The sequence below is a fragment of the Paenibacillus sp. FSL H7-0918 genome (assembly GCF_038007025.1).
GTDB lineage: Bacteria > Bacillota > Bacilli > Paenibacillales > Paenibacillaceae > Paenibacillus_AQ > Paenibacillus_AQ odorifer.
The window spans coordinates 1,463,348-1,478,690 of sequence record NZ_JBBOWJ010000001.1 but is presented as its reverse complement, the minus strand read 5'-3'; the positions used below and the strand labels follow the sequence as shown (position 1 = coordinate 1,478,690).

The 15,343-nt window shown below is 43.1% G+C and carries 15 protein-coding genes; 12 read left to right on the top strand and 3 right to left on the bottom strand.

What is annotated here, in order from left to right; genetic code table 11:
- Positions 1 to 59: 59 nt before the first annotated feature.
- A complete protein-coding gene (locus tag MHI15_RS06840) occupies positions 60 to 1,160 on the top strand; it encodes an LCP family protein (protein ID WP_076129031.1) in 1,101 nt (366 codons plus the stop codon).
- Positions 1,161 to 1,261: 101 nt separating this feature from the next.
- Complete coding sequence (locus MHI15_RS06835) at positions 1,262 to 1,714, top strand: pyridoxamine 5'-phosphate oxidase family protein (RefSeq protein WP_076129033.1); 453 nt, start codon at positions 1,262 to 1,264, stop codon at positions 1,712 to 1,714.
- A 55-nt stretch (positions 1,715 to 1,769) separates the two neighbouring features.
- On the opposite strand, the gene MHI15_RS06830 is transcribed toward MHI15_RS06835, so the two are convergent.
- Positions 1,770 to 2,345, bottom strand: a complete 576-nt coding sequence (locus MHI15_RS06830) for a YhcN/YlaJ family sporulation lipoprotein (RefSeq protein ID WP_076129034.1) — start codon at positions 2,343 to 2,345, stop codon at positions 1,770 to 1,772.
- A gap of 107 nt (positions 2,346 to 2,452) precedes the next feature.
- Between MHI15_RS06830 and MHI15_RS06825 the strand changes: the two genes are divergently transcribed.
- Positions 2,453 to 3,784: a PhoH family protein gene (locus MHI15_RS06825; protein ID WP_036683710.1), complete on the top strand. Its 1,332-nt coding sequence runs from the start codon at positions 2,453 to 2,455 to the stop codon at positions 3,782 to 3,784.
- Between the two features lie 380 nt (positions 3,785 to 4,164).
- The gene (locus tag MHI15_RS06820; protein WP_076185253.1) at positions 4,165 to 5,391 is read left to right on the top strand and encodes an extracellular solute-binding protein; all 1,227 of its coding nucleotides are present in this window, start codon (positions 4,165 to 4,167) and stop codon (positions 5,389 to 5,391) included.
- Here MHI15_RS06820 and MHI15_RS06815 read toward each other — a convergent pair.
- Both MHI15_RS06815 and MHI15_RS06810 read right to left on the bottom strand, forming a co-directional pair.
- On the bottom strand, positions 5,383 to 6,483 hold the full coding sequence (locus MHI15_RS06815; protein ID WP_341164263.1) for a coiled-coil domain-containing protein: 1,101 nt from the start codon (positions 6,481 to 6,483) through the stop codon (positions 5,383 to 5,385). The genes MHI15_RS06820 and MHI15_RS06815 overlap by 9 nt on opposite strands.
- A 167-nt stretch (positions 6,484 to 6,650) precedes the next feature.
- Positions 6,651 to 6,887, bottom strand: coding sequence for a DUF2626 family protein (locus MHI15_RS06810; protein WP_036683705.1), 237 nt, complete (start codon positions 6,885 to 6,887; stop codon positions 6,651 to 6,653).
- A 345-nt stretch (positions 6,888 to 7,232) separates the two neighbouring features.
- Between MHI15_RS06810 and MHI15_RS06805 the strand changes: the two genes are divergently transcribed.
- The 8 genes from MHI15_RS06805 to MHI15_RS06770 all read left to right on the top strand — a co-directional run bounded on the left by MHI15_RS06805 (position 7,233) and on the right by MHI15_RS06770 (position 15,238).
- Positions 7,233 to 7,883 carry an RsfA family transcriptional regulator gene (locus tag MHI15_RS06805; protein ID WP_036683702.1) on the top strand — a complete coding sequence of 217 codons (651 nt, stop codon included), beginning with the start codon at positions 7,233 to 7,235 and terminating at the stop codon, positions 7,881 to 7,883.
- A 107-nt stretch (positions 7,884 to 7,990) separates the two neighbouring features.
- Positions 7,991 to 8,953, top strand: coding sequence for a ketopantoate reductase family protein (locus MHI15_RS06800; protein ID WP_076129038.1), 963 nt, complete (start codon positions 7,991 to 7,993; stop codon positions 8,951 to 8,953).
- Between the two features lie 21 nt (positions 8,954 to 8,974).
- On the top strand, positions 8,975 to 9,361 hold the full coding sequence (locus MHI15_RS06795) for a DUF3397 domain-containing protein (protein WP_076129040.1): 387 nt from the start codon (positions 8,975 to 8,977) through the stop codon (positions 9,359 to 9,361).
- 150 nt (positions 9,362 to 9,511) lie between these two features.
- Positions 9,512 to 11,221: a peptide ABC transporter substrate-binding protein gene (locus MHI15_RS06790; RefSeq protein WP_076129042.1), complete on the top strand. Its 1,710-nt coding sequence runs from the start codon at positions 9,512 to 9,514 to the stop codon at positions 11,219 to 11,221.
- 221 nt (positions 11,222 to 11,442) lie between these two features.
- A complete protein-coding gene (locus MHI15_RS06785) occupies positions 11,443 to 12,375 on the top strand; it encodes an ABC transporter permease (protein WP_036683691.1) in 933 nt (310 codons plus the stop codon).
- A 3-nt stretch (positions 12,376 to 12,378) separates the two neighbouring features.
- Positions 12,379 to 13,314 (top strand): ABC transporter permease, encoded by a 936-nt coding sequence (locus MHI15_RS06780; protein WP_036683689.1) that lies wholly within the window; start codon positions 12,379 to 12,381, stop codon positions 13,312 to 13,314.
- A gap of 11 nt (positions 13,315 to 13,325) precedes the next feature.
- Positions 13,326 to 14,321: an ABC transporter ATP-binding protein gene (locus MHI15_RS06775; protein WP_036683686.1), complete on the top strand. Its 996-nt coding sequence runs from the start codon at positions 13,326 to 13,328 to the stop codon at positions 14,319 to 14,321.
- Positions 14,318 to 15,238: an ABC transporter ATP-binding protein gene (locus tag MHI15_RS06770; protein ID WP_036683682.1), complete on the top strand. Its 921-nt coding sequence runs from the start codon at positions 14,318 to 14,320 to the stop codon at positions 15,236 to 15,238. The genes MHI15_RS06775 and MHI15_RS06770 overlap by 4 nt, the downstream gene beginning before the upstream one ends.
- Positions 15,239 to 15,343 lie beyond the last annotated feature (105 nt).

The following is a 15,343-nucleotide window of genomic DNA, read 5'->3' as shown; positions in this document are numbered from 1 at the left end:
TCGTCTAATTAATGTAGCAATTCTAATTCTAAATGAAATGAAAAGGACTTTATTCTATTATGAGTACAAGAAACAGCGGTTTACCTCCAAGAGCAAACGGGCAACAACCTACTAATAGAAAACAGCCTGTGAAGGGTGCTTCTAAGAAAAAAACGAAAAAGAAAGTGAAAAAGAGAGGTTTTTTTGGCAGATTAGTTAGAGTATTGTTAACTTTGCTAATTATTGCGATCCTCGGCGTGCTGGGTTATGGCGGTTATCTGTATTGGAAGCTTGAGCATGGCGTATTTAATGCAGGGGTTGAGGGTACGGTTGCTCCAGGGCATTCCGCCTCAGAAAAACCACTGACAATGCTTATACTGGGAACGGATAACAGACCTAAACACGAGTCTTATTTGACTGACGTAATCATGGTTGCAGCACTTAATCCTAAGACTAAATCAGCGACTATTGTTTCGCTTCCTCGTGATACCTATGTGGAGCTAAGCGGCTATAAGAAGACGAAAATTAATGAATTTTATGCTCGCTTCAAGGGTAAGGAGAAATCCTCTGGTCTACTGGCTGAAGATGAGATGAAGACGATGATGGGTAAGTATTTGGATATTGATGTAGATTATACAACGATTCTTGATTTTCAGGGCTTCCGTGATGTAGTGGACGAGCTTGGGGGAGTCGAAGTAAATATTAGTGAAAATATGTGTTATACAGACACTGTGGATGGCACGAATATCAATCTGAAAAAGGGTCCGGCAGAGCTGGATGGAAAAAATGCACTGGACTATGTGCGGTATCGTAAATCCAATTGCAAGCCTAAGACCAACGCATCAGATGATTTTGATCGCAACAAACGCCAGAACGAAGTTCTGAACAGTCTGGTGGATCAGATGCAATCGCTTGGTGGCGTATTAAAAATCGGCAAGGTGCTTGATGCAGTGGACAGTAACATGAAGACAGATATCGAAAATTCGCAAATCAAAGATATGATTGCGACGTATTGGAAGATTTCCAAAGAGAATATCGAATTCAAGCCGGTTACTGGAACGTGGCGAAGTCCATATGTATATATTAATGATGAGGAGTTTGAGGCCGCTAAGAAAAGCTTGCAGGATCGGATTGCAGGAATTTCCACGGGAGCTGATTCGACAGCTGCTGAGACGCCTTGAGGACCTTAATATCTTCCATAGCTAAAATTGAATGCAAGTTTCAGCCTGTGCTATAATATAATAAATCGAATGAATTAACGTCGCATAGGGGGCCAGTACTTATGTCCGAAGCCGTTGCTCAGCTGAATGAAACTTTACTATCGATGCTGCAATCGGAAACCTTTGTTCTTCTAAACACAGTTGATGCGGAGACAGGCGGTCCTACATCCACAGCTATTTCGTGGCTTTATGCTGTTAGTCCTAGTACTGTGCGTTTGGCTATTGATCATCGTTCAAGACTTGTGAATAATATGAAGGTTAATCCATTAATAACTATAACTGTGTTTGGTGAAGGAACTGTCTATGCCATTAACGGTAGTGCTGCTGTAAGGCAGGACCCGCTAGAAGATGTTCCTTTTAAGATGTGCTGTTTTGATGTTGAAATTCAAGCGGTCCGCAACGCGCTTTTTTACGGCGCGCAGCTTGACTCCGCCCCAAGATATGCGAAAGTTTATGATGGACGTGCCGCTGAGAAGTTGGACGGACAAGTATTTGCTGCCATGAAAAAAGCCTAGTGAAAATATCACTGGGCTTTTTTTGAACTCAAAGAACATCTTTTGTTCTTAATCTCTACTGTGCATTTTTTTGCGGCTTGGTATCCTCTGGCAGCTGTGGCATGATTCGTCCGATAATATCGGCCAGCTCGGATGAGAATCCGGATATCGGATGTCCCTTGGAGATATGGCGGCTCATTTCCGCTAATCTGCTGGAGAGATCCATATCCGCAGTGACAAGCGCCCGTACACTTCTTGGGTCTTTGCGGATGGCTTCCGCTACAGAATATTTGATGCTTCCTACACGTGAACGGCCCAGAGAACCTTCTACATCAAGACCAACTATGGCAACTTTGTTCATGACTACACAGTGTGCGCCATTTACACCGGGAACTCTTTTGGCCAACTGTTCAAAATGATCCTTAAGTGCAATTTCACTTTCTCCATTAACATTGACGGCTTGACCAGCTTTTGAGGTGGCTTTAGGATTAGTCGCACCATCATTGGACAATTGCCGAACCTCATGGTTCCCCGTACCCTTTACAGCATTCGCAGATTGTTTATTCTGAGGAGAGGGTGATGTCTTTTTATTAGCGATACCGCAGCTTGTCAGTAGCAGCAGTACCAGCAACAGACATATTGATTTTCTCATATGTGATTACTCCTTTCAGCCAAAGAATCGTTTCTGTACCATATCTTTTCCCTTGGCGGAAAGAGTTATGTATGATCAATCAAACCAGGCGCTGTGGAGGGGATAATATGAACAAGATATTTGTGCTAGATACCAACGTGCTTTTGCACGACCCCAATTCAATTTTCTCTTTCAAGGAGCATGAGGTGGTTATTCCGGCTGTTGTGCTGGAAGAAATCGACTCCAAGAAGCGCAATGCTGACGAAATCGGTCGGAATGCCCGTACGGTATCCCGATTGCTTGATGGACTCCGGGAACTAGGTCATTTGCATAGTGGTGTGGAACTGGAGCATGGAGGCAAGCTGAAGGTAGAACTTAACCATCGCAGTTTTGTGAAGGTACAGGAAATGTTTGGCGAGGTGTCTAACGACAATCGGATTTTGGCTGTTGCTCTCAATTATTTGAATGAAGAGAATGAGAAGCCCGATCCGCGTCCCGTTGTGCTTGTGAGCAAGGATGTACTGGTTCGTATTAAAGCGGATGTTCTGGGAATTACGCCAGAGGATTATTTGTCAGATCGTACTGGAGACTTAAATGAACTATACACTGGTTACCAATCTCTGCAGGTTCATCCCGCATTGATTGATGAATATTACAGTCACCGCTCTCTGACGGTAAAACAGCTTGCGTTGTCGTATCCGTTGTACCCTCATGAATTTGTGATTCTCAAGGATGAGATTGGCACTGGCAAATCAGCTCTTCTCAAAGTGAATAGTGATGCCACACGTCTGGAGCCACTCTATCTGGGCAATGATTCGGTTTGGGGGATTAGCGCCCGTAATGCTCAACAACGAATGGCACTGGAGCTGCTGCTAAATGATGAAATCCCACTCGTAACGATCACGGGTAAGGCTGGGACAGGGAAGACGTTATTGGCGCTTGCAGCCGGACTATTCAAAGTGGAGGATGAACATAAATACAAAAAATTGCTTATCGCCCGTCCGGTTGTTCCTATGGGTAAGGACATTGGTTACTTGCCCGGTGAGAAGGATGAGAAGCTTAGACCCTGGATGCAGCCTATTTATGATAATCTGGAATTCCTGTTCGATACCAAAAAAGCTGGCGATATCGATAAAATCTTAATGGGGCTAGGAAGTATACAGGTAGAAGCCTTAACCTATATTCGCGGCCGTTCAATCCCATCGCAGTTCATTATTATTGATGAGGCGCAGAACCTTTCCCGTCATGAGGTGAAGACCATTGTCTCCAGAGCGGGAGAAGGAAGTAAAGTCATTCTAATGGGCGATCCGGAGCAAATCGATCATCCATATCTGGATGCTGCGAGCAACGGACTGAGCTATATCGTCGAGAAGTTTAAGCAGCAAGGGATTAGCGGACATATTACTTTGGAAAAAGGTGAGCGTTCCCGCTTGGCGCAATTGGCCGCGGATCTACTCTAACCGTTCATCAATCCTATTTTCAGCCGGGAGAAGCAAACACTCCCGGCTTTTTCCTGCCCGCCCGGAAACGGCAGAGGAATTTAAAGTTGGTTGTGGTGATTAGAGCCATGGAAAGAAAGTTTGGAACTGTAGAAGCGAAGCGTTCGCCTTTATCCTCGGATTTTAACCGCATGATGCGGTAATTAGTTCAGGAAATCTGAGGATAACAGCGATCGGAAGTCCAAAGCTTTCTTGTAATGGCGGTCAGATTACCTTCCTATTTTTAATGCCTCTGGCGTTTCACCCATATAATAGAAAGAGAACGGTTTCACAAACTAAAGACAAGTACCGGAGGGTTTGGTAAAATAGGGGAGACCAATCAAAAGGGAAGGTGGGAAATCGTGCTGAAACGCAAAAATTATTGGCTGCTTTTTGCAATTTTACTACTATCGCTGACAAGCCTGTCGCCCAGTATGGAATTGAGTACCAGTAACGATCCACGTCCTATGAAAAGACCACAAAGTCAGTCGACCCATCCCTCTTCCGGAGATGAGGGAACTATAGATAGCTTACACATAAGAGTATCGTTAAATAGCGAAGAATTTAGTGAACTGGAGCTCCTTAGCAACCGTTATACCTTAGAAAGTGGAGTAAAGGTTATTTTAAGCAATGTGGATATGGAGGATGCCGATGAGGTATTGAAGCATGATTTAACGATCGGGGACAGCCCGGATATAGTCATGGCAGATGGACGAAGCATTCTGGACTGGGCCACACGTGGATATTTATTGCCGATGGATGTGTATCAGAGCGTTCCGGGGAGTGCACCGTTAACACAGTTGATCCCCTGGATGCAGTGGAATGGATATAATTGGGGAGTCCCGTTAGATATAGATCCTTACGTGCTTGTTTATTCCCCACAACGGCTGGCGGAGCTGGGTTTTAATGCATTACCCAAAAGCCTCGAAGAGTGGAATATCCTGCTTCAGAATGTGCTAAAAGAGCAAGGGAAATATTTACTTGCGATGGATACCCGCAATCCTTATGGATTGTCAGCGGTAATGGAGAGCATGAATAGCAGCTTGTTAGCAGATAACCAAGAGGTGTTGAATTGGATTCAGAACGCCCGCAGTTATTTTTATCTCACCAGCCGCTACAATAAAGATGTCTGGGATATGCTACAAGGAGGTAGTGTCGCCGTTGCTTCATTACCGTTATCCGAGTGGCAGAAGCATGGAAATTCATCCCTTGCTGCTGTACCGGCCCTGACTGCTAATAATGGGGGTGGGTTTGAATCCTGTTACAGTCGATCTTTTGCCCTTCCAGCTCAATCTCAAAGTCCAAAGGAAGCTGTGAATTGGCTGACCTTTATCACCTCAGAGGATGCTCAGCTGGATTGGTTGGAGAATACGGGGAGCTTGCCGGCGCTTGATGTTCTTTATCGTTCGGAGCATGCTTTTAAATACAAGCTTCCTTTCGATGTTGAGCTATTGCTGACAGAAGAAACCGCCCCGGAGGATGAGTCACAGGGCGGCTGGAGTAAGGTTGTTGAAGCTGTATCGTTACTATTAACAGGGCAGATAGATGCGGAAGGCTATAAAGAATTTCTAAAAGAAGGCCTAAAATGAAATGGAAAGCTTAACATGCAAGACGCCCTCTTGGCTATCTACTGCCGTGGCACGAAGGAAAGATACTATTTTGCCTGGATAAAAGCCTAAGTCAAATTCTTCTTCCAACGTTTTTCTTGTTGTGTCAGGCAATTCAAGACCGTTAAATACAATATGATCGACTTGGAATATAAGGCCGTTGATCGGTTCTTCCTGAATGGTATAGTGACCGGTCAGTGAAAGGGCTAGCGCTCCGCTTTTTCCAGTGGCAGTAATCGATCCGTCATTGAAATGAAAGGCGAAGTCTTTAAACAGCGAATTCTGCGATTGCAAAAATTCATTCAGATCCTCTTCCTTCAGGTTTAGCTCATAAGTCATTCCTTTTCGGGTCAGTACACCCTCTCGATTCTGAACAAACTGTGGTAGTTTATTCATTGCGGAGGATAACGCCTTGAAATAAGTTTTTACCTCGTGCAGGCCGATATTCTCCCAATATAATGTGAATTCTTTAAGTAGAGTACTCATATTTTCAGGATCGCTGCTATTTTTAATCCCACCCTCAATATCCTTGTTGAGCGCGTTTACCCGAACTTGCTGTTCCTCCAGAGCCGTACGCAATCGGGCGAGCTCTTCCGAGTTTCGCTTCGCAGTCTGAAGGGTATCCTTCAAATCCTTATATTGTTCTTCATATTGTGAGAGAATATCGCGGTCATTTCCAATAATAATCTCATAATAATCGAACAGAGCCAGGAATCTGCTGATACTTTTTGCTGAAAAAAACGCGGCCAGAAGATTATCTCTATCCCCCATATAATAAGAACGCACAACTGCACCTGCCCGTTCCTGTTGGTCCGCAATGGCTGTTTTTTTCTGGGTAGCTTGTCTGTTCAGGCTTTCTACCTTTTGTTCAAGTGCTTTTTGTTCGGCTGTAATCTTGATGATTTCACGTTCAATTTCTGCAGAAGACAAGGTCTGTTCAAGTAGTTTACGGGTTTCTTCATTATCTGGTATAGCAGAATTGAAAAAATCAGCGCTAGGATCGGCAGACAAGTACTTCACAGGTTGTAACGGAAACAAAGTACAGCAGAAGAGAATTAGTATGGTTGCAATCATGCGGCTTTGTAAATTGCGGGAGCGCACCACACCACCACCTTTTTTTTGAAATGATATATGTATGTACTAATAATATGTTTAACCCTTCTAAAATAGCATACAAACAAAAAAACGGAAGTGATCCTTATAAGATAAGGACCTCATCCGCTCCAAAAGAGTACTGCAATTTATAGTGGAAGACCCATTTGAAAGATCGTCCAATAACTAAATCCGGTGAAAGTCAGAATCATGTATGCCCAGAAGAGAAGAACATAAGTTTTTTCAGTAAATTTCATATAGCCAAGTATTACGAAAAATGCAGTTTGTAAAAAGAAAAGCAAGGCCATTTCTGTTAGACCTCCGGCGAAAGCCATCAATCCAATAGCTAATGTGAAAAAACCTAATACCCGAAACATGCGGTCCAAGAGAGAGTCCCCCTTCCAGTATGTATCTCACGAATATTCCTTCGATTTATTATACCCTCAACATAATTATGTGTAAACGAATTCATTGAAAAAAATGCACTAATCTTCAAAAAATGTGATTTTTATAATTGACCTGAGTGATTAGTGCTTTAAAAAAGAGAATTTATAGTTTTATGCGTATGATGTACGCAGATAATGGAAATACAAATTAGTATCAAATAGATTCTATGAACTCTATGAGAAGCATAGAAATGGAGTAAGCAGCTTTTATCCCTATTCACTACCCGGCAGAACTGCCGGTTATGGAGATGGTTATTTCATGACGTTGTTAGGAGGTTTGGCTTTATGACAGCCGTTAGACAGGACGCTTGGAGTGCAGAAGATGATCTAATATTGGCAGAAGTAACTTTGCGACACATTCGGGAGGGCAGCACACAGCTTGCCGCTTTTGAAGAGGTGGGTGAAAAAATCGGCAGAACTTCGGCCGCTTGCGGATTCCGCTGGAACAGTTGTGTTCGGAAAAGTTATGAAGGTGCAATCGGTATTGCTAAAGGGCAACGTCAAAAGCGTAGCTACCTGAAAAAGCAGCCGTCAGTAAGAGGAGCGCAAGTAGCTGGTCTGATTCTGGGTGATGTCGATGAGGAATTTGGGCGCGGTGAGGGATTAAGTGAAAACACATTATCCATTGATGCGGTCATTCGTTTCTTAAGACAATGGAAAGGTACGATCCAGGAAGCAGGACGTCAGCTGAAAATGCTGGAAAGAGATCTGCGCGAGAAGGAAGATGAATTAACAGAATTACGATCTGAGAATGAGCGGTTGTCTAAAGAGGTTAATCTTGCTCAAAGCGACTACCGGGTAGTCAACGATGATTACAAAGCTTTAATTCAGATTATGGATCGTGCTCGCAGGCTTGCTTTCTTAAATGAAGAAGAAGAAGAAATGAAGACTCGTTTCAAAATGGATGGTAACGGAAATTTAGAACGCATTGAATAAACGATAGGTTAACTAACAACCCCGCAAGTGGTCTGCTTTTTAAGCACCACTTGCGGGGTTTTTGGTATACTTAGAAAAATTGTGCTTAAGATCAGCAGGAGGGTTATATGAAAATTGATATAATTGGTGCAGGTTCACTCGGGCTGCTGCTGGCAGGGAGACTGATCCAAGCCGGGAATGATGTGAGGCTATGGTGCCGAGGGATAGAACAATGCCAACGATTAGGGCGTGATGGCTTAACGGTTACCTACGAGGATGGACGCGAGCCGATAACAATTTCGGAAGATCAGTTTGTATCCGCGCCAATAGGGGAGTTCGCTGGTGCTTATCTAGAAGAGCCGAGTGATTGGATCGTGGTGACGGTTAAACAGAATACTCTACATAATGATTTGCCTGAATTTCTATCCCTACTTAAGGAAGAGCAAGTACATATGATTTGTTTTCAGAATGGTACAGGACATATGGAGATGTTAGGAGGCTTGTTGCCAAACGCCAATTTATATGTAGCTGTGACTACGGAGGCTGCGAAGCGCAAATCATTAACTGAGGTCATTCATGCAGGAGCAGGGGAGGTGTGGATAGGAAAATGGAGCTTAGGGGATGGACAAGCTCATAGCATACATAATGATTTAAAAGCGAATAATTTAATAGAAGTTCTCATAATGGCAGGATTCGCAGCCTTTTTGTCGAATGAAGTGGATACCATGATTTACCGGAAGCTCTTGATCAATGCCGTTATTAATCCACTCACGGCGATTTGGCGTATTCCAAATGGGGAGCTGTTGTCTTCAGAGCAACGCCTCCAATTAATGAAGGAAGTTTTTGAAGAAGCAATAATGGTGTATGATTTCTGTGAAATTACTTATGATAAGGATGCTTGGGATAACATCCTTCAGGTGTGCCGGTTAACGTCTGGCAATATTTCATCTATGCTGGCAGATGTACTTGCTTCAAGAACCACAGAAATTCGTTGGATCAATGGAAGTCTTGTAGAAATGGCAGAACGATCTGGAGTGTCGGCACCATTAAATCGCTGGCTCTGCCAATTAGTAGAAGGTATTGGGGTATGATCTCTGGGGAGAGGTGAAGCTATGGGACTGCTGATGGATTCGGTTATTACTTTAAGCGTTATTCCGATTGTGCCGTTTTTGATTGTTTTTTTCATTGGAAAGGGCTTAAAAAAAGATAAAAAGAAAACTTTTATGCTCGCTATGGACGTGACCACATTTTTTTTATTATTGTCGGTCTCCGCATTGTTTAATAACATCTTTAATTCCGGTTTTGGGTTTTACCTTATACTAATTATTGTATTAATATCCGCTGGACTGATTGGCGGAGCTCAAAATCGGATGAAAGGAAAGGTAGATGGGAAGCGGTTATTTCGGGCAGTTTGGAGACTTTCGTTCTTTTTTATGAGCTTCGGATATTTATTATTTATGTTTGTTGGGCTAATTACCTACATATCACAAGCGATGTAACGTTCCACTGCTTCGGTGAAGCGTCAACGTCACAAAAGTTTAAAGTTTTTTAAAAAAAATATTTTCTGAAAACATTGCACTAGATTTTTTTGACCACTGGTTGTATAATCATAAACCATATACCACATTCTATTTAGGGGGAACTGCTAGATGAAGAAGAGTAAAAGTCTATTGCTAATGATTGCATTAGTACTTGTTATCGGCACAGTGCTTGCTGGCTGCGGCGGAAACAATGCAAACAGCGGCAATAAAGGTAACAATGCTAACACTGGTAACACGGCAACTGGTAATGCAGCTACAGAAGAAAAATTGGCTGCTGACCAAACATTGAGAATTAACCTTAGTTCTGAGCCTCCAACATTTGACCCAGGATTGGCTCAAGATAGCCAAGCTCACACTGTCCTGACAACAATGTACGAAGGTCTGACTCGCATGAATGCTGAATCTGGTCAAGCTGAACCAGGTGTTGCTGAAAGCTGGGAAGTTTCCGCTGACGGTCTGGTATATACTTTCAAACTCCGTGATTCACAATGGAGTAATGGCGATCCTGTAACAACAGAAGACTTCGTTCGCGCTTGGAAACGCGTGCTCGATCCTGCTGCTGCATCCGCTGCACCTTACGCTTATCAATTGTACTACATCAAAAATGCTCAAAAGTTCTACAACAAGGAAATTACCGATTTCAGTCAAGTAGGTGTCAAAGCGGTTGATGAGAAAACTCTTGAAGTTACTCTTGAAGCCCCAACTCCTTACTTCCTTGGATTGCTTTCCTTCTACACTTATTACCCTGTACACAAATCCATTGAGAGTAATCCTAAATGGGCAACAAGCAAAGATACTATGATCGTTAACGGTGCTTTCACTCTTACTGAGTGGACTACAGGTCAAACACTTGTTGTAACTAAAAACGATAAATATTGGGATAAAGATTCCATTAAACTTAACAAAATCGACTTCTCCCTTGTAAACAGCGGTGCAACTGAGCTGCTCAGCTACAAGAACGGTGAATACGATCGTGCCGGTGGACCAACTGGTGAAATTCCATCAGAACAAATTCCAATCGTGCAAAAAGAACTTCCTAACGAATTCAGCCGTAAAGGTATTGCTTCCGTATACTACTACGAATTCAATATCACTGAAAAACCTTTCACAAACGCTAAAATCCGTAAGGCTCTTGCAATGTCCATTAACCGTCAAGCTTTGATTGACAATGTAGTACAAGGTGGACAATTCCCAGCCTACGGTTATGTACCTCCGGGTATCGCTGGTGCTGATGGTGAATACCGTACAGCAGTTAAAGATAGCTACTTCACTGAAGATCTAGAACAAGCTAAAACATTGCTTGCTGAAGGTCTGAAAGAAGAAGGTATGGATAAACTGCCTACATTCTCCCTGACTTACAACACAAGTGAAGGTCACAAGAAAATCGCTTTGGCGATTGCTGATATGTGGAAAAACAATCTTGGTATCGACGTACAAACCGTTAACCAAGAGTGGGCTGTATTTATTGAAAACCGTCAAAACCTGAACTACCAAGTTGCTCGTGCTGGTTGGACTGCGGATTACAATGATCCAATGACTTTCCTTGATATGTGGGTAACAGGTGGCGGTAACAATGATACTGGTTACGCTAACCCTGAGTATGACAAATTGATCAGCGAAGCTAAAACAAGCACTGACTTGGCAGTACGTCAAGAAAAGTTTGCTGCAGCTGAGAAATTGCTCATTGAGCAAGATATGGTTCTGATTCCTTTGTACTACTACACTAACAACTCCCTGACTAAAGAGTACCTTAAAGGTGTTACTCTTGACTTTAGTGGTGCAATTGACTTGACTCGCGGATACTTGCTTGAGCACTAAGATATTGCTTTAGTAATTACAACAGAATAGTTAGTTGACTGAAGTTGCAGAATACTTCGGGATATATATGTGGAATTCCATATATATCCCTTTTTTTTGTATTCCTGTCTATTTGTTAATTAATGTTATTAATAACATATATAGAAAATAGACAAAAATCCGTTTTTTTCATAAAATCATTATTATGTGTATCAAAAATTGTCGGAGGAGGTGTGATGGGGATGGTTCGTTATGTCGCAAATAAGTTTTTCTATATGTTGGTTTCTCTATTTGTATTGATTTCAGCTACCTTTTTCTTGATGAAAGCTATTCCGGGGGATCCGTTTACTTCTGAAAAGAAGGTACCGCCAGAAATTAAAGCACGTCTGATGGAACAATATGGTCTGGACAAGCCGCTCTCTCATCAGTATTTTAAGTATTTAGGTGATATTATCCAAGGTGACCTAGGAGTCTCAATGAAACGCCTAAATCAAGATGTATCACATTTGATCAGTCAAACCTTTTCAGCGTCGCTGAAGCTGGGACTCGTCGCAATCGTTGTGGCGGTTATTGTCGGAGTATTTCTCGGCATGTTGGCGGCACTCTATCACAGAAAGTTTATTGACAGCGCAGCTATGGTGCTGGCAGTTCTGGGGATTGCGGTTCCGAGCTTTGTAGTCGCGTCATTACTGCAGTATGTATTTGCTTTCAAACTGGGTTGGGTACCGGTTTCAGGTTTTAAAGGGCCAATCTATTATTTCTTACCCGTGGCCGCGCTCTCGGCACAGCCGATCGCCTTTATCGCCCGCTTGACCCGTTCAAGTATGCTTGAAGTTTTGAATGCGGATTATATCAAAACGGCTAAAGCAAAGGGATTGAGCTGGATGGCTATTCTGAGCCGCCATGTACTTCGTAACGGAATTCTACCTGTTGTTACTTATATGGGTCCAATGACAGCTAACATCGTAACTGGTTCGGTTGTTATCGAGCAGATCTTTGGTGTTGGGGGTATTGGTAAACAGTTCGTGGAAGCGATTGGTGTCCGTGACTATACCGTTATTATGGGGATAACCATTTTCTATGGTGTATTACTCATGGTTGCCCGCTTTATTACGGATATTGCTTATGTATTAATTGACCCACGTATGAAATTAAGTGGAGGAAAGGAGGGCTAAATAGTGGCTACTGAAAATAACTTGCTAAATCTAAAACCGGAAGATTTTCAAAAAGTCGGTGTAGATGAAAAAGAAGCCGAAGTTATCCAGCGTGAGAGTCTCTCTGCTTGGAAAGACTCTTGGCAACGGTTGCGTCAAAATAAAATGGCGATGACTGCGCTCGGTATCCTGGGTTTGATTGTACTTGCAGCGATTTTTGCACCTTTTATCTCGAAATATAACTATTATTCTAATGATTTGATGAGCACCAATAAGCCCCCTTCCTCCGATCACTGGTTTGGAACGGATGATCTTGGTCGTGATATCTTTGTTCGTACTTGGTACGGTGCACGGATTTCCTTGATCGTTGGTCTTGCTGCGGCAGCCATCGACTTGTTCATCGGTGTTATCTACGGAGGCATTATGGGCTTCTTCGGCGGCCGTGTAGATAATATTATGAATAAATTCTCTGAAATTTTGTATTCTATTCCTTATTTGCTGGTTGTAATCTTGCTCTTGGTCGTTCTTGAGCCAAGTCTTGGAACAATCATCCTAGCTCTAACCATTACAGGCTGGATTACGATGTCGTGGATTGTGCGTGGAGAAATTATGCAGCTCAAGAATCGTGAATTCGTATTGGCGTCCCGTTCCATGGGTGCTGGTTCTGCGAGACTGTTGTTCAAGCACCTTCTGCCGAATGCGGTTGGTCCGATTATCGTAACCATTACACTGTCTGTACCAAATGCTATCTTTGCTGAGGCCTTCCTAAGCTTCTTGGGTCTTGGTGTACAAGCTCCTGTTGCTTCACTTGGATCGATGATCAATGACTCACTCACCGGCTGGTTGTACTATCCATGGCGCTTCTTGTTCCCTGCGATCCTAATCAGCTTAACAATGCTTTCTTTCAACATTTTCGGTGATGGTCTTCGTGACGCGCTTGATCCTAAGCTGAAGAAATAGGAGGAATATGGATGGAACCTATTTTACAAGTCAAAGATTTGCATATTTCCTTTTTTGTTAAGGGCGGAGAAGTACAAGCTGTCCGTGGTATGAATTTTGAAATTGGCAAAGGCGAAACGGTTGCCATCGTCGGCGAGTCCGGCAGCGGTAAGAGTGTAACTGCTCAATCGATTATGCGTTTGATCCCTTCCCCACCTTCTAAAGTGAAAAAGGGAGAGATTATTTTTCAAGGACAGAATCTGCTAGACAAAAGCATGAAAGAAATGGAATCTATTCGCGGTAAAGATATTGGCATGATTTTTCAAGACCCGATGACTTCTCTGAACCCAACCATCAAAGTGGGCAAACAGATCACTGAAGTTTTGATTAAACATCAGAAAATGTCAGCGGCCGAAGCGAAAAAGCAAGGTATGGAGATGTTGAAATTAGTAGGCATCAAAAATGCGGAGGCTCGCTTTAACCAATATCCCCACGAATTCTCAGGCGGTATGCGCCAGCGTGTAATGATCGCAATCGCGTTAGCTTGCCGTCCGGCTTTGCTGATAGCAGATGAGCCTACAACAGCTCTAGATGTAACCATTCAGGCGCAGATCATGGAAGTTATGAGAGAGATGCAGCAAAAACTAGGTACCTCCATTATTCTGATTACACATGATCTGGGCGTAGTTGCTGGCATGTGTGATCGGGTGATTGTAATGTATGCAGGTGAGGTTGTGGAGACCGGAACAAGATGGGAAATCTTTAAAAATCCACAACATCCATACACCAAAGGTCTGCTGCGCTCAATGCCGCGTCTGGACCAAAAGAAAGGCGAGCCGCTTATTCCGATCATCGGCACACCGCCAGATCTGATCAAGCCGCCGATCGGCTGTCCGTTCACTGCTCGTTGTAATGAAGCGATGCATGTGTGCGAACAAATCGATCCCGGCGCCACAGAATTCAGCGAAACGCATATGGCGCGTTGCTGGAATCTGCATTCGATGGCCAAGGAGGTGCAGTACTCTTGAGTAAGAACCTAATAGAGGTAGAAGGTCTTAAGAAATATTTTAATGTAGGTAAAGGTAAGGTTCTTAAGGCTGTTGATAATATTAACTTCACGATCCGTGAGGGCGAGACACTTGGGATGGTAGGTGAGTCCGGTTGTGGTAAGACTACTGCTGGACGTACGATTCTTCGCTTGTATGAGCCTACTGCTGGAAGTGTGAAATATAATGGTACAGACATTTATAAATTGCCTGGAAATCAAATGAAGGCTATGCGCCGTGACATGCAAATGATTTTCCAAGATCCGTACGCATCGCTTAACCCGCGGTTTACGGTTTCTGATATCATCGGCGAGGCACTGGACATTCACGGAATGGCTGGCAGCCGTGCAGAACGTAAGAAACGGATTGAAGAACTGCTGGATATGGTTGGTCTTAACCATGACCATGCAACCCGTTATCCGCATGAATTCTCCGGTGGACAACGTCAACGTATCGGGATTGCCCGTTCGTTAGCGGTTAATCCTAAGTTCATCGTTTGTGATGAGCCGATTTCCGCACTTGACGTATCCATTCAAGCTCAGGTCGTTAACTTGCTTAAAGAATTGCAAGATCGTCTTGGATTGACTTATCTTTTCATCGCGCATGATCTGTCCATGGTTAAACATATCAGTGATCGCGTAGCAGTTATGTACTTGGGTAAAATGGTTGAGTTGGCGGAAAGTGAAGAGCTGTATGCAAATCCTATCCACCCTTATACTAAATCCCTATTGTCGGCTATTCCAGTTCCGGATCCGGAAATTGAAGTCAACAAAAAACGTATTCACTTGCATGATGAGCTTGGCAGCCCTATTTATTCTGCTAACGATAAGACCAATGACAGTGACTTTGAATTAGTAGAAGTATCTAAAGGCCACTTTGTCAGCAAAAAATTCGCATAATTTATACTTAGGTTTTCAAAGGCGGGAGCATTATGCTCTCGCCTCTTGTATGTATTTAGGATATTATTTAATGAATTTATAGTATAATTGAACAGTTGGCTGTAC